The sequence below is a fragment of the Streptomyces carpinensis genome (assembly GCF_002154505.1).
In the GTDB taxonomy this organism is placed as follows: Bacteria; Actinomycetota; Actinomycetes; order Streptomycetales; family Streptomycetaceae; genus Streptomyces; species Streptomyces carpinensis.
In genome coordinates this window covers 1-20,648 of sequence record NZ_MUBM01000044.1, presented here as the reverse complement: position 1 = coordinate 20,648, position 20,648 = coordinate 1, and the positions used below count along the sequence as shown (strand labels likewise).

Annotated in this window: 23 protein-coding genes; 11 read left to right on the top strand and 12 right to left on the bottom strand. The window is 72.4% G+C overall.

Translation table 11 applies throughout. From position 1 onward, the window contains the following. Positions 1-615 (bottom strand): oxidoreductase (locus BZY54_RS07360; RefSeq protein WP_483025145.1); only part of this gene is annotated, 615 nt, incomplete at its 3' end. Positions 616-757: 142 nt separating this feature from the next. Here BZY54_RS07360 and BZY54_RS07355 point away from each other — a divergent pair. Continuing rightward, on the top strand, positions 758-1,150 hold the full coding sequence (locus tag BZY54_RS07355; RefSeq protein ID WP_086723779.1) for an ArsR/SmtB family transcription factor: 393 nt from the start codon (positions 758-760) through the stop codon (positions 1,148-1,150). A 232-nt stretch (positions 1,151-1,382) separates the two neighbouring features. Here the strand turns inward: BZY54_RS07355 and BZY54_RS07345 are convergent, their stop codons facing one another. The 6 genes from BZY54_RS07345 to BZY54_RS07320 all read right to left on the bottom strand — a co-directional run bounded on the left by BZY54_RS07345 (position 1,383) and on the right by BZY54_RS07320 (position 7,562). Further along, complete coding sequence (locus tag BZY54_RS07345; protein ID WP_086723777.1) at positions 1,383-2,729, bottom strand: FAD-dependent oxidoreductase; 1,347 nt, start codon at positions 2,727-2,729, stop codon at positions 1,383-1,385. A gap of 583 nt (positions 2,730-3,312) precedes the next feature. Beyond that, positions 3,313-3,987 (bottom strand): TetR/AcrR family transcriptional regulator, encoded by a 675-nt coding sequence (locus BZY54_RS07340; RefSeq protein ID WP_086723775.1) that lies wholly within the window; start codon positions 3,985-3,987, stop codon positions 3,313-3,315. A 378-nt stretch (positions 3,988-4,365) separates the two neighbouring features. Continuing rightward, positions 4,366-5,076: an HAD family hydrolase gene (locus BZY54_RS07335; protein ID WP_086723783.1), complete on the bottom strand. Its 711-nt coding sequence runs from the start codon at positions 5,074-5,076 to the stop codon at positions 4,366-4,368. 15 nt (positions 5,077-5,091) lie between these two features. After that, positions 5,092-5,775 carry a phosphatase PAP2 family protein gene (locus BZY54_RS07330; protein WP_086723773.1) on the bottom strand — a complete coding sequence of 228 codons (684 nt, stop codon included), beginning with the start codon at positions 5,773-5,775 and terminating at the stop codon, positions 5,092-5,094. An 83-nt stretch (positions 5,776-5,858) separates the two neighbouring features. Beyond that, on the bottom strand, positions 5,859-6,794 hold the full coding sequence (locus BZY54_RS07325; protein ID WP_086723771.1) for a M56 family metallopeptidase: 936 nt from the start codon (positions 6,792-6,794) through the stop codon (positions 5,859-5,861). A gap of 198 nt (positions 6,795-6,992) precedes the next feature. Next, positions 6,993-7,562: a DUF5134 domain-containing protein gene (locus tag BZY54_RS07320; protein WP_086723770.1), complete on the bottom strand. Its 570-nt coding sequence runs from the start codon at positions 7,560-7,562 to the stop codon at positions 6,993-6,995. Positions 7,563-7,786: 224 nt separating this feature from the next. Between BZY54_RS07320 and BZY54_RS07315 the strand changes: the two genes are divergently transcribed. Together BZY54_RS07315 and BZY54_RS07310 are read left to right on the top strand one after the other, a co-directional pair. Beyond that, entirely contained in the window at positions 7,787-9,481 is a 1,695-nt protein-coding gene (locus BZY54_RS07315; protein ID WP_086723768.1) for an FUSC family protein, read from the top strand. Further along, positions 9,478-10,122: a MarR family winged helix-turn-helix transcriptional regulator gene (locus BZY54_RS07310; RefSeq protein WP_086723766.1), complete on the top strand. Its 645-nt coding sequence runs from the start codon at positions 9,478-9,480 to the stop codon at positions 10,120-10,122. Before BZY54_RS07315 ends, BZY54_RS07310 begins: the two co-directional genes overlap by 4 nt. 12 nt (positions 10,123-10,134) lie before the next feature. On the opposite strand, the gene BZY54_RS07305 is transcribed toward BZY54_RS07310, so the two are convergent. Together BZY54_RS07305 and BZY54_RS07300 are read right to left on the bottom strand one after the other, a co-directional pair. Then, positions 10,135-10,917, bottom strand: a complete 783-nt coding sequence (locus BZY54_RS07305) for a VOC family protein (protein ID WP_086723764.1) — start codon at positions 10,915-10,917, stop codon at positions 10,135-10,137. Between the two features lie 131 nt (positions 10,918-11,048). Beyond that, a complete protein-coding gene (locus BZY54_RS07300; protein WP_086723762.1) occupies positions 11,049-11,441 on the bottom strand; it encodes a VOC family protein in 393 nt (130 codons plus the stop codon). Between the two features lie 92 nt (positions 11,442-11,533). On the opposite strand from BZY54_RS07300, the gene BZY54_RS07295 reads away from it, so the two are divergent. Further along, the gene (locus BZY54_RS07295; protein ID WP_086723760.1) at positions 11,534-12,073 is read left to right on the top strand and encodes a GNAT family N-acetyltransferase; all 540 of its coding nucleotides are present in this window, start codon (positions 11,534-11,536) and stop codon (positions 12,071-12,073) included. Between the two features lie 72 nt (positions 12,074-12,145). Here the strand turns inward: BZY54_RS07295 and BZY54_RS07290 are convergent, their stop codons facing one another. Further along, entirely contained in the window at positions 12,146-12,829 is a 684-nt protein-coding gene (locus BZY54_RS07290) for a glycerophosphodiester phosphodiesterase (protein WP_086723758.1), read from the bottom strand. A 443-nt stretch (positions 12,830-13,272) separates the two neighbouring features. On the opposite strand from BZY54_RS07290, the gene BZY54_RS07285 reads away from it, so the two are divergent. The 5 genes from BZY54_RS07285 (at position 13,273) to BZY54_RS07265 (ending at position 17,929) form a co-directional block, all read left to right on the top strand. After that, positions 13,273-14,670, top strand: a complete 1,398-nt coding sequence (locus BZY54_RS07285; protein WP_086723756.1) for a DUF6421 family protein — start codon at positions 13,273-13,275, stop codon at positions 14,668-14,670. Between the two features lie 35 nt (positions 14,671-14,705). Further along, positions 14,706-15,458: an SDR family oxidoreductase gene (locus BZY54_RS07280; protein WP_086723754.1), complete on the top strand. Its 753-nt coding sequence runs from the start codon at positions 14,706-14,708 to the stop codon at positions 15,456-15,458. Then, positions 15,455-16,525 (top strand): threonine aldolase family protein, encoded by a 1,071-nt coding sequence (locus BZY54_RS07275; protein ID WP_086723752.1) that lies wholly within the window; start codon positions 15,455-15,457, stop codon positions 16,523-16,525. The genes BZY54_RS07280 and BZY54_RS07275 overlap by 4 nt, the downstream gene beginning before the upstream one ends. A 91-nt stretch (positions 16,526-16,616) precedes the next feature. Then, a complete protein-coding gene (locus BZY54_RS07270) occupies positions 16,617-17,210 on the top strand; it encodes a transglutaminase domain-containing protein (RefSeq protein WP_086723750.1) in 594 nt (197 codons plus the stop codon). 17 nt (positions 17,211-17,227) lie between these two features. After that, complete coding sequence (locus BZY54_RS07265; protein ID WP_086723748.1) at positions 17,228-17,929, top strand: B3/B4 domain-containing protein; 702 nt, start codon at positions 17,228-17,230, stop codon at positions 17,927-17,929. Between the two features lie 71 nt (positions 17,930-18,000). Here BZY54_RS07265 and BZY54_RS07260 read toward each other — a convergent pair whose 3' ends face one another. Both BZY54_RS07260 and BZY54_RS07255 read right to left on the bottom strand, forming a co-directional pair. Then, positions 18,001-18,228 (bottom strand): hypothetical protein, encoded by a 228-nt coding sequence (locus tag BZY54_RS07260; protein WP_244217016.1) that lies wholly within the window; start codon positions 18,226-18,228, stop codon positions 18,001-18,003. Positions 18,229-18,299: 71 nt separating this feature from the next. Then, complete coding sequence (locus tag BZY54_RS07255; protein WP_086723746.1) at positions 18,300-19,028, bottom strand: lysophospholipid acyltransferase family protein; 729 nt, start codon at positions 19,026-19,028, stop codon at positions 18,300-18,302. 290 nt (positions 19,029-19,318) lie between these two features. Here BZY54_RS07255 and BZY54_RS07250 point away from each other — a divergent pair, with 290 nt between their 5' ends. Together BZY54_RS07250 and BZY54_RS07245 are read left to right on the top strand one after the other, a co-directional pair. Continuing rightward, positions 19,319-19,705, top strand: coding sequence for a TlpA family protein disulfide reductase (locus BZY54_RS07250; protein ID WP_086723744.1), 387 nt, complete (start codon positions 19,319-19,321; stop codon positions 19,703-19,705). 196 nt (positions 19,706-19,901) lie between these two features. Further along, positions 19,902-20,420 (top strand): flavin reductase family protein, encoded by a 519-nt coding sequence (locus BZY54_RS07245; protein ID WP_086723742.1) that lies wholly within the window; start codon positions 19,902-19,904, stop codon positions 20,418-20,420. Positions 20,421-20,648 lie beyond the last annotated feature (228 nt).

The following is a 20,648-nucleotide window of genomic DNA, read 5'->3' as shown; positions in this document are numbered from 1 at the left end:
GCCGCCGTAGGCGTCGGTGCGGTGGTTGGAGTGCGGCGAGAGGAACTCGTTGATCAGGTAGCCGTGGGCGCCGTGGATCTCGGCGATCTCGAACCCGGCGGCGAGAGCCCGCCGCGCCGCGTCCGCGAACTGGCCCACGACCTGCTGGATCCGATCGGTGCTCAGCTCGTCGGGAACCGGGTGCCGGTCGTCGAAGGCGACCGCGCTCGGTGCCACCGGCTGCCAGCCGAGCTCGTCCGGTCCGAGCGGCGCCCCGCCCTTCCACGGCTGGTCCGTCGACGCCTTGCGGCCGCCGTGCCCCAGCTGGATCGCCGGCACGGTGACGTGGCTCTTGAGGAAACGGGTGATCCGGCGGAACGCCTCGACCTGGGTGTCGTTCCAGATGCCGAGGTCGTACGGGGAGATCCGGCCCTCCGGCGACACCGCGGTGGCCTCCACGATGATCAGGCCCGTGCCGCCGGTCGCCCGCGCCGCGTAGTGGGCGAAGTGCCAGTCGTGCGGGACGCCGGCCGCGGACCCCTCGGGCTCGGCCGAGTACTGGCACATCGGGGGCATCCAGACCCGGTTCGGGATCGTCACGTCGCGCAGTGTGTAGGGCTCGAAGAGCGCACTCATGGGCGGACTCCATTTCGTCACGGGGACCGATCGCGTTCGGCGCAGGGCCGATCGCGGCTTGTACGATAACTCTCGTAGTACGCAGGATGTCAAACTACGATGTCTCTCGTAGAATGACGGCCTCGTACGAACTGGAGCCGCCGTGATCGCCACCGCCCCCGTCGCCGCCGCAGGCAGCCGTGATCTTCCGCATCCCGCGCCGGAGGAGATCCGCCTCGAGGGCGTGCTGCACGCGCTGTCCGACCCCCTGCGCCTGCAGATCGTGCGGGAGCTGGCCGCCGACGCCGACGAGCTGTCCTGCTCCCAGTTCGAGCTGCCCGTCTCCAAGTCGACCACCACGCACCACTTCCGGGTGCTGCGCGAGGCCGGCGTGATCCGGCAGATCTACCGGGGCACGGCGAAGATGAACGGCCTGCGCCGCGACGACCTGGACGACCTGTTCCCGGGCCTGCTCGACAGCCTCCTCGACGCCGCCGCCCGGCAGGCCGCCCGCCATGGGGGCGCTGAAACCCCCGGCCACGACGGGGGCGAGTGACGCCGAGGACGTGGCAGAGGGGCTAGCTAGGCCCTGTCGTCAAACTCCCGTCTGCCACGCGACGCCATGCACGCTCGCCCACTGCCTTGACGGCGCGGGAGGTGCCCCCACTCGCCGCACCGGTCCCAGGCCCGAGTACATCCAGTACGAGGGCCGGTGCCCGGCACGCCGAGAGCACGCACCTGCGCCGCAGCCGCCCTCCGGGCGGACGACGGGAGTTCGACGACAGGACCTAGGAAACGGCGGTGCGCGCCGCAGTCCGCAGCGACTCCCAGTCGGGGAGCTTGACCACGCTCCGCCCGAGCGAAGCGCCGAGTTCGGCCTCGGCCCGCTCGATGGCCTGCCACCCCGCCCACTCGACCGGCTCGACGCCCTCGGCGCGCAAGGCGGCGACGGCGTCGTCGGGTACCGGGTCGTGGACGAGCGCCGGTGCGTCCGCGAGCAGCGAGGTCACCGTCTCCTTGGCGCACGGCCGGTTGGTGCCGATGACCCCCGTGGGGCCCCGCTTGATCCAGCCGGCCACGTACTCGCCCGGCGCGATCGCTCCGTCGCGCAGCACGCGCCCCTCCCGGTGCGGCACCGTGCCGGTGCCGGCGTCGAACGGCAGACCCTCCAGCGGCACTCCGCGATAGCCCACGGACCGCAGCACCAGCTGCGCCGCCACGTCCTCGTACCGCCCGGTGCCCGTGACGCCGCCGCTCCCGTCCGGAGCCGTCCGCTCGAACCTGACCGCCCCGACCCGGCCGTCCGCGGCGAGCAGCTCCACCGGGCGCAGGAAGAAGCGCAGCCGGATCCGGCGGGCGGCGCCTCTCGGGGGTGTGGCCGCCCACCCGCGCAACACCTCCACGTTGCGGCGCTGGGCGGCGGGCAGTGCCGAGGGGTCCGCGAACGCGGGATCCAGTGCCAGCTCCGCGGGGTCCACGACGACCTCGGTGTCCGGCAGGGAGCCCAGCTCACGCAGTTCCTTGGTCGTGAAGCGCGCCTGCGAGGGGCCGCGCCGGCCCACCATGTGGACCTCGGCCACCCGGCTCTCGGCCAGCGCGGCGAGCGCGGCCTCCGGCATGTCCGTGGGGCTCAGTTCCGCCGAGCCGCGGGCCAGCATGCGTGTGACGTCGACGGCCACGTTGCCCACACCGATGACCACGGCGCTCTGCACTCCCCGCAGGAACCCGTCCTCCGCGGCGTCCGGGTGGGCGCTGTACCACGACACGAACTCGGTCGCGGACCAGCTGCCCGGCAAATCCTCGCCCGGGATCCCGAGGTGGCGGTCGGTCGCGGCCCCCACGCAGTACACGACCGCGTGGTACAGCTCCCGCAGCCGTCCGGCGGGCACCCCGCCCGGGCCGCCGACCTGCACGCCGCCCAGGAAGCGGACCCGCTCGTGCTCCAGGACGGTCCGCAGGTTGTTCTGCAGGGACTTGATCTTCTCGTGGTCGGGCGCCACCCCGTAGCGCACGAGCCCGTACGGACACGGCAGCCGGTCGAGCACGTCGACACGCACCGAGGGGTCCTGCTGGACGAGACCCTGAGCGGTGTAGCACCCGCTCGGCCCCGAGCCGACGACGGCGACACGCAGCACGGCGGAACTCCTTACCCCGGCGGTCGGAGGAGATCGCTGATGACTCCAGCATGGCAGCAAGCGGCCCGCCGGGGGAGTGCGGCGACACGCGAGCGAGCGGCGTGTCGTCGGTCTTCCCCCGAGTTTCGCCTGAGCCGGTCTGCCCGCTTCTCCCGGGTTTCTCCCCGGCCGGTCCGTCCGCCTACGACCCGTGCGTTTCCGCGCGCGTGTCCGTCCGCCTACGACCCGTGCGTTTCCGTGCGCGTGTCCGTCTGCCCACGACCCGTGCTTTTCCGCGCGCGTGTCCGTCCGCCCACGGCCCCTGCGTTTCCGTGCGCGTGTTCGACCACGGGCACGTGGGTGTGTCCGCCCCATGCCCGGTGGGTCTGTCGATTCCGCGGGGGTGTGTTCGTGGATTCCGCCGGCGGGTGTGTACGTGGTTCCGCGCCCGGCGGGCCGGCAGCGGCCCGCCTGCCCCAAAGCCTGCCTGCCCAAAAGCCCGCTGCCCACAAGCCTGCCTGCCCCAAAGCCCGCCTGCCCAGGCCCGTGCGCCCGGTGCCCCCGCGTCGGGCGCCGAACCCAGACGAACGGACTGCCCGCCGGGCTACCCTTCCCGGCTCGCCGGGCGCTGATCGGTCGCGAAGAAGCGGGAAACGTCCGTGCGGCAGGAACCGTCGGGTGCCTCGGTCTCCTGCGGCAGCCCCATGTCCCAGTCGAGCTGGTAGCGCTTGAACAGCTCGGCCCGCAGTGCCGGCACCGGCATCGGGGCTCCGGGGACCAGCGCCGCGTAGACCGCCCCCATCAGCAGCGCGCGCATCATCGGGTAGTCGGCGTCGACGTCCGTCGAGCCGTGGCGCGCCACGGTGTCGCGCAGCAGGTGCGACAGGCGCTGCTGCTCCGGGCACTGCACGAACCCCTCGGCCTGCAGGATGCCCGCCATGTGCTGGCGCATCAGCACCGGCCGGTCCCGGGCCAGGCCCAGAATCCCGTCGATGGCCCGCGCCATCCGCTCCCGGCCGTCCTCCGTGCGGGGCTCGCGCTCCAGCGCCTCCTCCAGCGTGCGGTGCATCAGCCGGTGCACGGCCGACTGCACGAGCTGGCGCTTGCCGGGGAAGTAGTACGACACCAGGCCCCGGGCCGATCCCGCCCGGTCGGCGATGTCGCCGAGTGTCGTCGCGTCGTACCCGCGCTCGCCCACCAGTTCGACCGCAGCCTGCAGGAGCCGCTCCCGGGAACGCCGCCGCAATTCTTCATTGACCGAGGCGCTGCGCGGGGACATCCTGTAACTCCTGCGTTGACTGGCTGCCAGCCAACTATACTCAACGCGAGCGGACCGGCCCCCGTGCGGGGGTCAGGTCGTGCTGCCGCCCGTCTCGGGCGACGCGGGGGATCGTCCGAGACGGGCTGGGTCGTGGCCAATTGGTAGCCTGAGGCTACTTTTTCGTGGTCGCCGCCCACGGGCGCGTTCTTCCGGATCTCCCGTCCCGCAGGCTCCCGTCATCGCCCTCGGCACCGTCGACGCGCGCCGGACCCTGGCTCCGGCGCTGCGGACGGTGCGGTACGGCGCGCCGGAGCCGGCGCGCTGCGCCGGCCTGACGCGCACCTGTCGAACAGCGCGGGACGTGCGCTGAGCGACGTACTGTGCGGGGTTCGGCGCTCAGGCCCGGTGTTCGGCTTCGGGGGCCATCAGGTCGAGCACCGGACGCAGCGCGTCCGGCCGTTCCGCCACCGGCAGATGGTCCACGAAGTGCACCGCGCATCCCAGGGCCGCCGCACCGCCGTCCGCCTCACGGCTGTCGCCGACCATCAGCACGTCCTCGGGGTCCGCGTCGAGCGCCGCGCACGCCGCCGCGAACAGTCTCGGGTCCGGCTTCTGGATGCCGTGCTCGTACGACAGGACGTAGGTGTCCACGAAGGCGTCCAGGCCGTGTGCGCGGAACACCGGGCGGAGGTCCCAGCCGATGTTGCTCACCACGCCCACCGCGATTCCGCGCTCGCGCAGGGTGCGCAGCACCTCGGCCGCGTCCGGGTACGGTGCCCAGGCGGCGGGCGTCCTGTGCCGGTCGTACAGCGCGTCGTGCAACGCGGGGTCGGGCAGTCGTACTCGGCGGGACAGGCCGGTGTAGGCGGCCCGGTGCAGCTCGGCGCTGCGGTCCCGGTTCTCCCAGAGTTCGGCCAGCTCGTCGGGGACCCGCTCCGGGAACGCCCCGCCCGGCAGCGCTCCGGCCTCCTCCAGCGCCCGCGCCGCCTCGGCCAACTCCCGTTCGCCGAGCGTCAGACCGGCATCGTCCAGCACGGCACGCAGCCAGGACTCGCTGGACTCGATACCGAAGAGGGTTCCGGAGAAGTCGAAGAGAACGGCAGCCATGGCGGTGATCATCGCTCATCCCGGCGGCGCCGGCCACCTGTTGTGGACGATCACCGCACCCGCCGCCACCGCCGCGCCCAGCAGCCAGCCGCCGAGGACGTCCGAGGGCCAGTGGACGCCCAGCCAGACTCGGGTCACGCCGGCACCGGCGACCGAGAGCACGGCCAGCGCCACGGCGGCGCCCCACGGCGTGCCTGCCGCGCCGCCGCGGCGGAGCAGCCAGAGGAGCAGCCCGCACACCACTGCCGCCGTCATGGCGTGACCCGACGGGAAGGCCGCGTAGTGGGCGGAGTCCACCGGGTCGGGCCAGACGGGACGGGGCCGGTCGACCGCGGCCTTGAGGCCCTGTTGCAGCACGGCTGCCAGCGCGCAGGTGCCCGCCAGCCACACCGCCGTCCACCAGGCCGAACGGCGCCACACGAGCCACACCGCCGCCACCGCGCAGAGCAGGCGCATGGTCAACGGATCCCAGGCCCAGTCGGTGAGCACGCGGAACGCGTGCGTGAGGCCGTGTTCGTGGACCGCCCAGCCGTGGGTGGTGCGGGCGACGGCGGCGTCCAGCGTGATCAGCGGGCGCCATCGGACGACGACCAGGGCCGCGAGCACCGCAGAGCAAAGGGCGAGCGCCGATGTGAGGCGGGCGGCGGCGGTGGGCCGGACGGGCGGACGAGGCGGGGAGTCGACGGGAGCGGCAGGCATGACTCGATCCTGGCCGAACGGCAGGCGGGGAAACGCGGCGACCGTGCCGACTGCCCGGAAGAGCGGTCCCCGACGTCGTGAGGTCAGCCCAGCGCCCTCAGCCCCGGGATCAGCGTCACAAGGACCGGGATCACCGGAACGAGCGACGCCACCGCCGTCAGACGCAGCCGGCGGGCCGCGGTGAGCCGGTCCGGGGGAGTGAGCAGACGGTGCACCCGCTGCGGGACGTGGGCCTGCGGGGCCGGGCAGGGGCCGAACACGCCCCGGTCCTCGTTGAGTTCGACGAGCGCGAGCGCCGTGGTCAGCCGGCCGAAACGGCGCGAGGCCATGTCGTCGGCGGCGAGTTCGACCAGGTGGTGCATCTCGTCGCGGAACGCGGCGAACACCGGCACCTGCGGAAAGCCGTCCGCCAGCGCGGCCGAACAGTGCAGCAGCCAGTCGTGCCTGGCCCGGGCGTGACCCTGCTCGTGCGCGAGGACGGCGTCCAGCCGGCGTCCCTTCAGGCGACGCAACGCGGCCGTGGTGACGACCAGTTGAGGAGGGGAGCCGGGCAGCCACCAGGCCTCCGGCCGCTCGCCCTCGAGCACCACGAGCCGGTCGGGGCCGGGCTGCTCGCCGGGCAACAGCGGGGCGCGGACGAGGAGTTCGGCACGCCGGTGCCGACGCCGCGCCCGGGCCCGTACGACCTCGCGGACCAGCATCGCCACGCTCCACACCCCTGCGCACGCGAGCGCCACCGCGGTCGTCGGCGCCCAGGCGCCGGCCGCGCCGAACGCGTAGGCCTCCACCACCGAGCGCGGAGCCGTGGCGAACACATGGCCGCGCACCGCCTGCCAGGCGGCCGCCGCGCTGAGGGTCATCGACAGCGCACAGCACAGCAGGACGCCGGCCACCACGCACTGCCACGCCCACAGTGCGACCACCGGTTCCCGGTCCGGCCAGTCGGCCCGGGCGAGCAGCCGGGGGGCGGCGACGGCGGTCAGCGCACCGAGCAGCAACAGGACCGCGGGCACCATCATGCGAGCACCTTATGAGCGGCCGACCGCTCAGGGCATGGTTGCCGCGCCAAAGTGACACAGACCACGGCCCCACGGTGCCGTACGCAGATCACGGCCCCACGGTGCCGTACGCAGGTCACGGCCCCACGGTGCGGTTCGCCCGACCCGCGCCCGACCGGTTTCCGGCGCGCCGTCTCGCCGGGTCGGGCAGCCCGGCGATCACAGGGTCAGCAGCATGGCGACCATCGCCATCCCCATCGACAGCCGGCATGCCCGGGCGAGCTCCGGCCGGTCGCCCCATCGCACGGCACGGCCTGCCGGGGCACCACCCGCACCCGCAGCCACGGTCACCGCCGGCACGAGCCGGGCGCCGGACAGCAGCACGTAACCGGCGAAGTACAGCAGGAGGGCGCCGGTGAGCAGGGGCAGACCGGAGCCGCCGTGCGCGTGGTGATGGGACTCCGGCGAGGCGGTCATGACCACGGACATGTAGACCATGGCGCAGGCGCCCACCAGGTGGTGCAGATGGTGCGGACTCGTCCGCGCCGACCAGAGCGCGCGCAGCGCCGCCGCGCCGAAGACGGCCGCATAGCCGGCCCAGGCCCACGCCGGCGGGGCGAACACGGCCGCGGGCACGGCCATGACGGCCATCCCGAAGCCCATCAGCGCCTCGCCGCCCGCGGCGCGGCGCTGTTCCTCCACGGGGCTGCGCATCCGCAGCAGACAGTAGGCCCCGGTCGCCGCGCAGAGCGCGACCAGCAACCAGCCGGGCGAAGCCGGTCCGTGCACCCCCCACCTCCCCGCTCGACGGTTCCGGGCCGCCCGACGGCGGTCCGGCCGCATGGTCATGCCATGCCCGGGGCACGCGGTGCGCACACGAGCGCAAGGATGTACGCGGGGAGCATTCGAGGGGGCACGCGACCTCACCCCGCGGGCACCCGACCACATCCAGCCGCGGCGGACTGCATCGAGAAAAGTTCTTTACAGGTAAAACACCTGCTAAGCTTGTGGGTATGAGCAGTGCGACCCCCGCCCCCGACCGAACCCCCACGACACGCCTCGTCCGGCGCCTTCCGCTCACCGGTGTGCTGCGGCTCGGCCGCCCCTCCGACATCTGGTTCAAGCCCGCCCTGAGCGTCGTCGTCTCGGTCGCCCCGCCCAATCTCGCGCTGCTCGCCCTCGGCAGGCTCGACCTGGCCGTGTACACCATGGCCGGATCGCTGTGCGCCCTGTACGCCCACAACCGCCCCTACGCCGCGCGGGCCCGCGTCCTCGCCTGGGTGGTGCTCGGCATGCTCGGCGGACTCACGCTCTCCCTGGTCGCCGCATCGCTCACCGGCGACGCGGTCGTCCTGGTCACCGTAGGTGCCCTCATGGCGGCCGTACAGAAGGCACTGTGCGACGCAACGCGGATCGGGCCGCCCGGCAACGTCGTGCTCACCTTCATCAGCTCCGCCTCCCTGTTCGTCCCGCAGACCCTCGGCCAGGTGCCCGGCCACGTGGCGCTGGCCGCCGCCGCGGCCCTCTGGGCGTGGCTGGTCGGCATGGCGCCCGGCCTGCTGCGCCCGCACGGCCCGGAACGCCGTGCCACCGCCCAGGCGCTGAACGCCGCCGCCGCGTACGCCGTCACACGCGGCACCGCGGACGGCCACTCCAGGGCGCGCGCCGCCGCGGCCGCCGCCGTCCAGGCCGCCTGGCAGGCCCTGCCGGCCGCCGGCGCCCACTCCGCGCCCAGGCGCGCCCTGGAGCGCCTGATCGTCCGCGCCGAGGTCGCCCTCGCCGCCCCCGCCGACACCGACCCGGAGCGGCTGCGGACCTGGGCGCGGCAGCTGCGCGGCAGCGGTCCGATCCCGCACGCCGGCGAGACGGCGGCGGCCACGGAGGAACTCCTCGGCGTGGCCGCCGAGGCCGCCGCTCCGCGCCGCCCCTGGTGGAGCAGGCTCGGCCCGCTCGCCCCGATCGCCGTGCGCACCGCTCTCGGCTGCGCGCTCGCGGGGTACGCATCCCTGGCGCTCGGTATCGGCCGCCCCTACTGGGCCCTGGTCACCGCCGCCTCCCTCTACCAGGCGAACATCACCCTCACCTGGAGCCGGGGCGTCCAGCGGGTCGTCGGCAACCTCCTCGGCGTCCTCGTCTTCGCCGCGATCGCCCCACTCGCGCACGCCGACGGTCTGGCACTCGTGCTGTGCTGCGTGGCCCTCAACTTCGGCGCCGAGGCACTGATCGGCCGGAACTACTGGCTCGGCACCATCTGCGTGACCCCGATGGCGCTGCTCATCACCGAGTTCGCGGGCCGGCAGGCGACGGGCGAGCTGATCACCGAGCGGGCCGTGGACACCGTCGTCGGCGCGCTGGTCGGCTTCGCGGCCGCCGTAGCCGTCACCAACCGCCGGGCCGGCGACCGTATCGGGCACGCCCTGAGCGCCGCCGACCGGGCCCGCGAGCGGGCCGCGCGCCTGCTCGCCGAGGAGCGGCCCGCGCCCGCCGCGCTGGAGTCCGCCCGCCGCGGCCTGGCCGCCGCGCTCGTCGAGCTGCGCGCCACCGTCGACGCCGCGTCCGGCGAGTGGTGGCAACGCGCTCTGCCCCAGGAGCGGGTCGTGCTCACCGAGCAGTCCGCACACCGTACGCTCGCCGCGACGGTACGCCGCCTGGGCCTGCACGCCCCGGCGGCGAGCGCGAGCAGGACGACGGAGGACGTACGGCCATGACGGCGGACCAGGGACGGCCGGAACCAGGGGAAGTGACGGCCGGGAACGCGGCACCGGGACAGGTGGCACCCGGGCCCCGAGCCGCCGGCCGCGACCCCGGAACCGCGCGCGACGACGACACCCGAACCGCCCGCGACGACACCGTGGCCCATGTCGTCCGCCAGTGGCGGGCCGTCCACCCCGACCTGGACACGGACCCGATGGAGATCATCGGCCGTATCAACCGCTGCGCCGCCCTCTTCCAGCAGGCCGAGGACGCCCCGCTGCGCCGGGCGGGGCTCAGCCGGCCCGAGTTCGACCTGCTCGGCGCGCTGCGTCGCACCGGACACGAGCTCACGCCGAGCGAACTGGCCCGCGAGACGTTCTCCTCGGGCGCCGCCGTCACCAAGCGACTGAAGCAGCTGACCGAGCGCGGCCTGGTGGAGCGCCGGGGCGACACCCGCGACCGCCGCGTGGCCCACGTCCGCCTCACGGACGCCGGGCGGGACCTCGTCGACGGCCTCCTGCCGGAGCAGCTGGCCCACGAAAGGACCGTTCTCGCCGGTCTGGACAGCGAGGGGCGCGGCGAACTGGCCACCCTGCTGTGCGTGCTGCTCGGCCGTCTGGAAGGCCGCCCGGGCGCGGCACGGGTGACCGGGTGACCAGGGGGTGACTCAGCCTCCGTCCGGCCGGGGATCCTCGTCGCCGGCCAGGTAGACGCCGAACGCCGCGCCCTGCGGGTCCCGCAGCACCGCGATGCGGGGGCCGTCCGTGACGGACGTGGGCTCCTGCAGGGCCTTGCCGCCGGCCCGCAACGCGACCTCGGTCGTCGCGTCGACGTCCTCGACCGCGAAGTACGGCAGCCAGTGCGGCGGCACGTCGGCCGGGAAGCGGTCGTGCAGCGCCGTCACTCCGCCGAAGTCCAGGCCGTGCGTGCCCCACTGCGTGTACCACTCCGAGGCGTTGACGCTCCACCCGAAGACGGTGGTGTAGAAGTCCCGGGCCCGCTTCACGTCCCGGGTCGCGAGCTCCACCCAGCCCAGCGCGCCGGGCCGGTTGAACACCTCGGCACCCGGGAAGTCCCGGGCCTGCCACATCTGGAAGGCCGCGCCGGACGGGTCGAGGGCCACGCTCCGGCGGCCCTCGTCGAAGATGTCCATGGGCCCGCGGACCACCGTCCCGCCGGCCTCCACCACCCGGTTCGTGGCCTTGTCCACGTCGGCGACGGCGAACCAGACGCTCCAGGCGACCGGCTGCGTGGGCCGGTACAGCGGGCCGAGCCCGGCGACCGCCGCGTCCCCCAGCCGGGCGACGGCGTATCCACGCAGCTCAGGACGGGGGTCCGTCTCGCAGCGCCAGGCGAAGACCTCTCCGTAGAACTGCTGGGCCGCCGCCGGCTCGCTGGTTCCCAGCTCCGCCCAGCAGGGGCCACCGATCACCGGTTTGTCGAACTCCATGGCACTCCTCCGGGAAGGCTCGCCCCCACCACCTGCACGCTATCCCCGGTCACCCTCGGTGGCCAGTGGGAGCCGTACGGCCGGGAGCGGGGCGCTGCACCACCAGGATCCGGCACCTTCACCGCCAGACCCTAGGTCCCCGCCCGGTACCGCAGCGGATGGTCCGCCGGCACCTCGACGAGGACGATCGGGGTGCCGTCGGGGTCGGCGATCCACATCTCGATCAGCCCCCACGGCTCCCGCACCGGCGGGCGCACGATCTCGACGTCCCGCGCGCGCAGTTCTTCATGGGCCGCGGCCACGTCCGCCACCTGGAACCACAGCCGCACGGCGGGGGAGGGCGGGGCGTCCGAGCGGCCCGACAGCTCCAGGAAGCCGCCGCCGAGGAAGTAGACGGTGCCGCGGTCCGGGCCCGTGCCGAACTCGCGATAGACGGGCAGGCCGAGTTGTTCGCCGTAGAAGGCACGGGAGCGCTCGGGGTCCGTGGGCCGGAGCAGTGTCCGGCTGCTGAGTACGTGCACCATGCACCGGGAGCCTAGTGGCAGGATGGCGTTCGCCCCCGCCCAGCCGCGCCCGAGAACCGACGGCCGCGACCGATACCCGAAAGGCACACCCCATGGACACCGTCGCCACCGGACTGACCTTCCGCGACGCCACCGACGCCGACGTCGACACCCTGGTGGCGCTGATCGAGTCGGCCTACCGAGGGGACGCCAGCCGGGCCGGGTGGACCACGGAGGCGGACATCCTCGAAGGGCAGCGGACGGATCCGGAGGGCGTGCTGGCCGTGATCAAGTCGCCCGACAGCAGGCTGCTGACGGTGGAGCGCAACGGTCGCGTGGTCGCCTGCTGCCAGCTCGAGCACCGCGGCGACCACGCCTACTTCGGCATGTTCGCGGTCAGTCCCGCCCTGCAGGGCGGGGGTCTCGGCAAGCTGATCATCGCGGAGGCGGAGCGGCAGGCCCGCGAGACCTGGGGCGTGAAGGAGATGCACATGACGGTGATCTCCGTACGCGAGGACCTGATCGCCTGGTACGAGCGCCGCGGCTACCGCCGTACGGGAAGCATGACTCCCTTCCCGTACGGCGACGAGCGCTTCGGCGTCCCGCAGCGCGACGACCTGGAGTTCGAGCTGCTGGTCAAGGAGCTCGCGTAGGCGGCACGCCGCTGCCTCCCCGCCGGAGCGGGGAAGCAGCGGACGGCCCGCGCACAGTGGGGCGGACGGCCCTCACGCCGTGAAGCGGCCGGTGCGCTTGATCTCCGGGTAGTCGGTGGTCGCCCCGTCCAGCTCCAGGGCGCGCACGAGACGCAGATGGTCCAGGGTGTTGACCACCCACCCGATGATCCTCAGGTCCGCCGCGCGCGCGTGCTCGACGGTCTCCAGGGTGAGCCGGCGGATGTTGAGGACCAGGGTCCCGGCGCCGACCGCGGTGGCGCGCTCGGCGACCTCGGTGCCGTAGTGGTCGGCGACCAGCGCGGTGCGGACGCCGGGCACCAGGCGCGCGATCTCGGCGATCGCCGCGTCGTGGAACGACAGCACCTCGACCCGGGAGACCAGGTCCCGCCGGTGCATGACCTCCGCCAGCGCCTGCGCCGCCGCCACGTCCTTGATCTCGGCCTGCAGCGGTGCCCGCACCGCGTCGAGGACCTCCTCGAAGACCGGGATCCGCTCGCCCTGTCCGGCGTCGAGCGTGCGCAGCTCGGCGAGGGTCTTGTCGGCGATCGGACCGCTGCCGTCGGTCGTGCGGTCCACCTCGGCGTCGTGCATGACGACGAGCGCGCCGTCCTTGCTCAGGTGCAGATCGAGTTCGATGGCATCGAGGCCGGCCTGCTGGGCGGCGACGAAGGAACGGAGGGTGTTCTCGGGTTCGACACCCATGACTCCGCGGTGACCGATGGTAAGGAAGTTCAAGGTTCAACTCGCTTCCGTCGACGGCGGCTCGGCACGCACGCGGACCTTCAGGGACCTCGTCGTCCACGCGGCAGGGCCGCAGCCTAACGGCCCGGCCCCCCGATGAACCCGTGCGTACACGGGGCAGTGGGGTGACGGCCGGGATGCGACGGGGCGGAGGCCGCCGTAGCGTCACTCCGGCGTGGGCGAGTCCCGCGCATGTTGACGGCCGCACCAGGAGCGCCGTTCCGCCTCCGCCGCAGGCCGGAATCCGCCCCCCGGGGATCCGGGGTGGTGGGTCACCCGAGCGGCCTAGTGGAAGTGGTCGCCACCCGGCCACCCGGCAGGAAAATAGGCGGCGGCGACGGTTGCCCGCAGGAGAATTTACGGAGGGCGCCCTTGCTGGGAGAAACCCCGTATGTATACGGTCTCCTTACGCGAGCTTCTCCCGTGGAGGATGGGTCATGACGGAAATTCTTGTGCAGGTGGGTACGGAGGGGCAGGTTCCTCCGGTGAGCAGGGTGGTTGAGCACCCGTCATGGCCCGTGCTCAAGGATGCCGTGGAGCAGATCCGGCCATGGCAGTCGAACGACGGCTCGATCGACTTCGAGGCAGAGGGCACCCCGGTCCGCGCGGACGTCGAGGCCGTCGTGGGCCGCGTGATCGACGCCGTCGAGGAGCTCTCCTCGCTGCTGCCGCACGACGCCGCCTATCACCGTGCGCTCGTGGCGGACCTGCGCCGCTGGGCCGAGGGCGGCTTCCAGGTGCCGGACTTCCTCGACTCGCTGCTGGCCTTCCAGCCCGCCCGGAGCCGTGCGGACGGCCTCCAGCACCTGGTCGTCTTCCCGATGTACACGCAGAACGGCAACCCGGACCGCAACCTGGAGGCGGTCGTGCTGCGCATGGTCTGGCCGGAGTGGCTGGCCGAGCTGGAGCGCACCCGCTACGACAACCCGCTGTTCTGCGGCATCACGTTCGAGGACTTCACGGCGGGCTACGACACCAACTCCGCCGTGCTCTTCCCCGAGACCATCGCCGTGCGCGAGGCTCCGGAACGGTTCTCCTGGGGCGGCATCTTCTGCGACCGCGAGGCCGCCCGCTTCCGCCGGGTGACCGCCGCCGCCGTCGACATCCTGGGCCTGGAGCTGCCCGAGGACATCGCCGCGATGGTCCACGACCAGAAGCGCTGCGAGGAGGCCTTCGTCCTGTGGGACATGGTCCACGACCGCACCCACAGCCACGGCGACCTGCCGTTCGACCCCTTCATGATCAAGCAGCGCCAGCCGTTCTGGATGTACGGCCTGGAGGAGCTGCGCTGCGACCTGACCGCTTTCAAGGAGGCGGTCAAGCTCCAGGCGGACGGCGTCGCACAGGCCCGTGACGTGCAGTACGCGGTGCTCTTCGACCGCATGTTCCGTTTCCCGGTCACCGGTGAGCGGGTGCGCAACTACGACGGCCTCGGCGGCCAGCTGCTCTTCGCCTACCTGCACAAGCACGACGTGGTGCGCTGGACCGACAACAAGCTGTCCATCGACTGGGAGCGCGCCCCCCAGGTCACCAACCAGCTGTGCGCCGAGATCGAGAACCTGTACCGCGACGGCATCGACCGCCCGAAGCTGGTGCACTGGTTCGCCGGCTACGAGCTGGTGGCCACCTACCTCGCCCCGCACCCGGGCTCCAAGTGGGCGAAGGGCCCCGACGCCCTGGACCTGACCCAGCCGCCGCGCAAGCTGGTCGACGACGTGCTTCCGGACGAGTTTCCGCTGAGCATGTTCTACGAGGCACTGTCCAAGAAACTGAAGAACGTGATTGCCTCCACCAGGGGCATCACGGCGGACGGCGCCGAGCGGGTCGCCGCGTGAGCGACCGCACCGAAAAGCTTGCTCAGGAGGCGAAGATGGCGAACGGGAACGGGGCACTGAGCGGTGCGGTGATCGCGGTGGCCGGCGCGGGCGGACCCGCCGGCCGGGCGGCGCTGCTCAGGCTCGCCGAGGCGGGCGCGACCGTCGTCGGGGCGGACAACGACCCCGAGCGGCTCTCCGAGGCGGTCGACGCGGCCCGCTACGCCTGCGGTGGCGCCACCGTCACCGGGGACACCGTGGACCTGCTCGACCTGAAGTCCACCCGCGACTGGGCCGCCCACATCGAGAAGGACTTCGGCCGTGTGGACGGCCTGGTCCACCTCGTCGGCGGCTGGCGCGGCAGCGAGACCTTCACCAAGACCAGCCTCGACGACTGGGACTTCCTGGAGCTGCTGCTCATCCGCACGGTGCAGCACACCTCCCTGGCCTTCCACGAGGCGCTGCAGCGCAGCGAGCGCGGCCGGTACGTCCTCATCAGCGCCGCCGGCGCCACCACGCCCACCGCGGGCAACGCCGCCTACGCCTCCGCCAAGGCCGCCGCCGAGGCGTGGACGCTGGCGATGGCCGACTACTTCCGCAAGGCAGGGGGCCCCGAGGGACCGACGTCGGCGGCTGCGATCCTGGTGGTGAAGGCGTTGGTGCACGACGCGATGCGCGCCGACCGCCCCAACGCGAAGTTCGCGGGCTTCACGGACGTCAAGGACCTGGCCGAGGCCATCGTCGACGTCTGGAGCAAGCCCGCCGCGGAAGTGAACGGAAACCGTCTGTGGCTGACCGAGAAGCCGTGAACCCCCCCAGGACCGACGCGCGTCGCCATCACGACCCGGAGGTCCGCGGTTTCGCCAGCGACAACTACGCCGGGGTCCACCCGGAAGTGCTCGCCGCCCTGGCCGTGGCCAACGGCGGGCACCAGGTCGCGTACGGCGAGGACGACTACACCGAGAACCTCCAGCGGATCGTCCGCAGCCACTTCGGCGCCACCGCCGAGGCGTTCCCGGTGTTCAACGGCACCGGTGCCAACGTCGTCGCGCTGCAGGCGGTCACCGACCGCTGGGGCGCGGTGATCTGCGCCGAGAGCGCGCACATCAACGTCGACGAGGGCGGCGCGCCCGAGCGCATGGCCGGCCTCAAGCTCCTCACCGTGCCCACGCCCGACGGCAAGCTCACGCCCGAGCTGATCGACCGGCAGGCCTATGGCTGGGAGGACGAGCACCGTGCCATGCCGCAGGCCGTCTCGATCACCCAGAGCACGGAGCTCGGCACGCTCTACACGCCCGAGGAGATCAGGGCGATCTGCGAGCACGCCCACGCGCGCGGGATGAAGGTGCACATGGACGGCTCCCGCATCGCCAACGCGGCGGCCTCCCTGGACGTCCCCATGCGGACGTTCACCAACGCCGTCGGCGTCGACATCCTCTCCCTGGGCGGGACGAAGAACGGCGCCATGTTCGGCGAGGCGGTCGTCGTCATCGAGCAGGACGCCGTCCGGCAGATGAAGCACATCCGCAAGATGAGCATGCAGCTCGCCTCCAAGATGCGCTTCGTGTCGGTGCAGCTGGAGGCCCTGCTGGCCAAGGACCTGTGGCTGCGCAACGCCCGGCACGCCAACGAGATGGCGCAGCGGCTGACGGAGGGCGTGCGGGCCGTGCACGGGGTGGAGATCCTCTATCCGGTCCAGGCCAACGGCGTCTTCGCCAAGCTCCCGCACGACGTGAGCGAGCGGCTGCAGAAGCGGTTCCGCTTCTACTTCTGGGACGAGGCGGCCGGCGTCGTGCGCTGGATGTGCTCCTTCGACACGACGGAGGACGACGTGGACGCGTTCGTGGCGGCGTTGAAGGAGGAGATGGCCCGCTAGACCCTGTCGGACACGGTGAGCACTGCATAGTTATGCGATCACTCGTAAAGTCATTGACTGGCGAGTGATCGCGTTCCTATGCTCTGCGGCCATGGAGCTGATCCAGAGCACCCCCGACCTGTCCGCCTATTTGGCCGCCGACGAAACGATCGACCACGACCATCCGGTGGTCCGTGAGACGGCTGCACGTCTCGCCAAGGGGGTGGCGGACTCGTATGACTATGCGCGATCCGCGTACGAGTTCGTACGCGACACCATCCCGCACTCGCAGGACTCCGGTGATCTGCGCGTCACCTGGCGGGCCTCCGACGTCCTGTCGCGGCGCACCGGCATCTGCTACGCCAAGGCCCACGCGCTGGCGGCCCTGCTGCGGGCCGAGGACATCCCGACGGCGCTGTGCTACCAGCGACTGACCTCCGACGACGGCGGCGGGTACGCGGTGCACGGCCTGGTCGCCGTACGGTTCAACGGCGCCTGGCACCGGCAGGACCCGCGCGGCAACAAACCGGGCGTCGACGCCCGGTTCTCCCTCGCCGGTGAGCGCCTGGCCTTCATGCCGGATCCGAAGTCGAATGAGATGGACTATCCAGTACTGTACGCTGAACCGCACCCTGCCGTACTGAGCGCCCTCAGGGCCGCGCCCGACCGGCCGTGGCTGTCGAAGACGCTGCCCACCGCACTGTGACCACGAGGCGAGAGAACATGACGCTCACACTCACCGTGTCCGACGAGGTGCGCGCCCTCGCGCCCGGCTTCACGCACATCGCCGTCGAGGCGCACGGCTTGGTCAACGGCCCGAGCACGGAGGCCGGTGCGGCCGTCCTGGACGACGCGGCCCGTCGTCTCTCCGCGCGTCTGGACGGGCGCGCGCCGCACGAGGACCCGCACATGGCCGCCTGGCGCGAGGTCTACACGGCGTTCGGCGCCAAGCCGTCCCGCACCCGCAACTCCGCCGAGGCGCTGGCGAAGAGGGCCCTGTCCGACGCCGGTCTGCCTCGGATCAACGTGCTCGTGGACCTCTACAACGCCGTCAGCGTCGCGCATCTGATCCCTGTCGGCGGCGAGGACATCGACCGGATCCAGGGCGGCATGCGCCTGGTGCGCGCCGGTGGCGAGGAGGACTTCACGACCGTCGCCGGCGGCGAACAGGTCGTCGAACACCCCGAGGCCGGCGAGGTCGTGTGGCGCGACGAGGCCGGCGTCACCTGCCGCCGCTGGAACTGGCGCCAGGGCCCTCGTACCCGTCTGACCGAGCAGACCACCTCCGGCATCTTCCTGCTGGAGAGCATGGCCCCGATGCCGGTGTCCGAGGTGTCGGCGGCGGCCACCGAACTGGCCGAGCTGCTGGAGAAGTTCAGCCCGGGCGCACGCATCACCGTACGGGCCCCGGAGCCCGCGGTCTGAGCGGTACGAAGGCGCCCGGGGCCGCCTGCCGCTCACTTGCCACCCGCCGGCGCCAACGTCCCCGAAAGGCCCTAGGGGTGGGAGCGGTACTGGTCGGTCATCGTCGGCGTGGTGTTGTGTATCGCCAGGCTGGTGTACGAGGTCCGGTCCCGACGGGCCTGGATCCGACTGGCCTGCTCGATGAGGAGGCCGTCGGCGTTCTCCGTGGCGCCGCTGCGGCGCCGCAGGAGCGTGTAGATCAGGAACAGCACGGCCGCACCGAGCAGGCCGAACAGGACGCCGAGCGCGACCATGGACATCCCCCGTCGCTGTAGGAACGCAGACTCGACGTCAGATTAGCGCGGTCCGTCGGCGCCCTACCAGCCCAGGATCAGTGCACCGCGGCCGTGCGGAGCTGTTCCGGGGTCGGGGCCGTGCCGCCGAGGTGGGCGGGCATCCACCAGGTGTCCTCCGGGTCCCTGGGGCGCACCGGGTAGGCGCGCTGGGCGGCCTCCAGCAGTTCCTGGACGCGCTCGCGCAGCCGGCGGGTGATGGCCCCCGCGTACTGGTCCCGCGGGGCCTCCAGCGCCTCGCCCACCCGGACCGTGATGGGGGTGTGACTGCGCCTGAAGTTGCGCGGGTGGCCCTTGGTCCACAGGCGCTGGGTTCCCCAGACGGCCATCGGGACCAGCGGGACGCCCGCCTCCTGCGCCAGCCGGGCCGCTCCCGACTTGAAGCTCTTCAGGGTGAAGGACTCGGAGATGGTGGCCTCCGGGAACACGCCGATGACCTCGCCGGACCTCAAAGAGTCCAACGCGTGCGCGTAGGCGGCCTCGCCCTGGGAACGGTCCACCGGAATGTGCTTCATGCCGCGCATCAGCGGACCCGAGATCCGGTGCCGGAAGACCGACTCCTTCGCCATGAAGCGCACCAGACGCTTCTGGGGGAGCGCCGCCAGCCCGTTGAAGATGAAGTCCAGGTAGCTGATGTGATTGCTCACCAGCACCGCGCCGCCCGAGCGCGGGATGTTCTCCGAACCACGGCAGTCGATCTTGAGGTCCCACACCTTGAACATCGTGCGGGCGAAACCGATGACGGGACGGTAGACGAGCTCTGCCATGGGCGGGGTGGACCCTTCTGTCTGCCAGGGAAGGGGGACTCCCGGCGGAAAGTTACGCTGCCGTAGGTTTACGGCCTGTCGCAGATCGTGCCCGAAGAAGGGCCGGGGAGCCAGCCCACGTGCCGTTCGGGGGCGAGATCCTCGTCACGTCAGCCGAGTGAGCAAGGAGCCGTCCGCGGTCTCGGAATCCCGGCGGTTCGGGCACGGGCACTTGCTCGCGGGCTCGGGTGGGGTCATGCGTCGCCGGCCGGGCACGGGAATCTCCGCGGGTCCGTGAACGCTGACGTGAGGTGGCGGTGGAGCACTGGCGGCGGAACAGGAGAGCAAGGGTGGGCGGACGCGACGAGGGACGGCGGCTGGACGCGGCCGAGTTGGGCGAGAGTCTGGGCGAGCGCGCCACGCTGGTGCAGTTCTCCACAGCCTTCTGCGCCCCCTGCCGGGCGACCCGCCGGGTGCTGCGCGAGGTGGCCGGAATGGTCCCCGGAGTCGCCCATGTCGAGATCGACGCCGAGGACAACCTGGTCCTCGTCCGCGAGCTGGAGATCCTCAAGACCCCGACCGTGCTGGTCCTCGACGCCGACGGCGGCATCGTGCGGCGCGCCGCGGGACAGCCGCGCAGAGCGGACGTCATCGCGGCCCTCGGGGAGGCGGTTCGAGACCCTTGTGCGAGGCCGTGAGGCATCTCCCATGTGCTGGGACGTACTTGACTGCGCACGCCACCTATCGTCAGCCTGACCGTATGCCTTGGGAACTCCTTCTCCTCGGACGGGTACGCCGACGGTCGACCGTCCTCGCCCGCACCGCGAGCGCGCGCTGTCCGGGCTGTTGAGCAGCCACGGATCCCGCGCGTCCCACCAGCAGAAGGACAACTCCATGACGGCCCCGTCCGACCTCGCCACTCCCGGCACTCGCCGGCTCACCTCTCCCGACCTGCTCCGCTCCGTCTTCCGGCGGCACGCGGCAGGCGTCGCGGTGATCACCGCGCGTGGTGAGGCGGGACCGGTCGGTTTCACCGCCACCTCCCTGAGCTCCGTCTCCGCCGAGCCCCCGCTCGTCTCCTTCGGCGTGGGCACCGGGGCCTCCAGCTGGCCCGCGATCTCCCGCACCGACCACATCGGCGTCCACATACTCGGCGAGCACCAGGAGGAACTGGCCGCCACCTTCGCCCGCAGCGGCGCCGACCGCTTCGGCGCGGCCACGTCCTGGCGCCCGGGCCCCGAGGACGTGCCCCTCCTCGACGACGTGCTGGCCTGGCTGGTCTGCCGGGTCGTCGGGCGTGTCCCGGCGGGCGACCACCGCATCGTGATCGCCGAGGTCGTCCACGGCGACCCCGCCGGCACCGGACGTCCCCTTCTGTACCACCAGGGCCGCTTCAACGGTCTGCGTGACTGAACCCGCCACCGCGCGCCTGCGAAACCGTCGAGTTCCGGTTACGCTGCGTTGCAAAGGTCACAGTTCAAAGCGCTTGCTTAGCGGGAACGAACTGGGTGTACTGACGAGTAATATTCCGGTCGGAGCGCGGGGTCGCCCCGACCGGGATCGGCCGCTTCAGGCGCCTATGCTGCCTGCAAGAAGGCAGCCCAGAAATGACGATGCAGTAGGAGAGCCGGCGTGAGCTTG

Bases quoted from the DNA above. Each gene is read 5' to 3' on its own strand.
- BZY54_RS07340 (WP_086723775.1), bottom strand. From the start codon at position 3,987: ATGTCCCCGCGCAGCGCCTCGGTCAATGAAGAATTGCGGCGGCGTTCC.
- BZY54_RS07335 (WP_086723783.1), bottom strand. From the start codon at position 5,076: ATGGCTGCCGTTCTCTTCGACTTCTCCGGAACCCTCTTCGGTATCGAG.
- BZY54_RS07330 (WP_086723773.1), bottom strand. From the start codon at position 5,775: ATGCCTGCCGCTCCCGTCGACTCCCCGCCTCGTCCGCCCGTCCGGCCC.
- BZY54_RS07325 (WP_086723771.1), bottom strand. From the start codon at position 6,794: ATGATGGTGCCCGCGGTCCTGTTGCTGCTCGGTGCGCTGACCGCCGTC.
- BZY54_RS07315 (WP_086723768.1), top strand. From the start codon at position 7,787: ATGAGCAGTGCGACCCCCGCCCCCGACCGAACCCCCACGACACGCCTC.
- BZY54_RS07310 (WP_086723766.1), top strand. From the start codon at position 9,478: ATGACGGCGGACCAGGGACGGCCGGAACCAGGGGAAGTGACGGCCGGG.
- BZY54_RS07305 (WP_086723764.1), bottom strand. From the start codon at position 10,917: ATGGAGTTCGACAAACCGGTGATCGGTGGCCCCTGCTGGGCGGAGCTG.
- BZY54_RS07300 (WP_086723762.1), bottom strand. From the start codon at position 11,441: ATGGTGCACGTACTCAGCAGCCGGACACTGCTCCGGCCCACGGACCCC.
- BZY54_RS07295 (WP_086723760.1), top strand. From the start codon at position 11,534: ATGGACACCGTCGCCACCGGACTGACCTTCCGCGACGCCACCGACGCC.
- BZY54_RS07285 (WP_086723756.1), top strand. From the start codon at position 13,273: ATGACGGAAATTCTTGTGCAGGTGGGTACGGAGGGGCAGGTTCCTCCG.
- BZY54_RS07280 (WP_086723754.1), top strand. From the start codon at position 14,706: ATGGCGAACGGGAACGGGGCACTGAGCGGTGCGGTGATCGCGGTGGCC.
- BZY54_RS07270 (WP_086723750.1), top strand. From the start codon at position 16,617: ATGGAGCTGATCCAGAGCACCCCCGACCTGTCCGCCTATTTGGCCGCC.
- BZY54_RS07265 (WP_086723748.1), top strand. From the start codon at position 17,228: ATGACGCTCACACTCACCGTGTCCGACGAGGTGCGCGCCCTCGCGCCC.
- BZY54_RS07260 (WP_244217016.1), bottom strand. From the start codon at position 18,228: ATGTCCATGGTCGCGCTCGGCGTCCTGTTCGGCCTGCTCGGTGCGGCC.
- BZY54_RS07255 (WP_086723746.1), bottom strand. From the start codon at position 19,028: ATGGCAGAGCTCGTCTACCGTCCCGTCATCGGTTTCGCCCGCACGATG.
- BZY54_RS07245 (WP_086723742.1), top strand. From the start codon at position 19,902: ATGACGGCCCCGTCCGACCTCGCCACTCCCGGCACTCGCCGGCTCACC.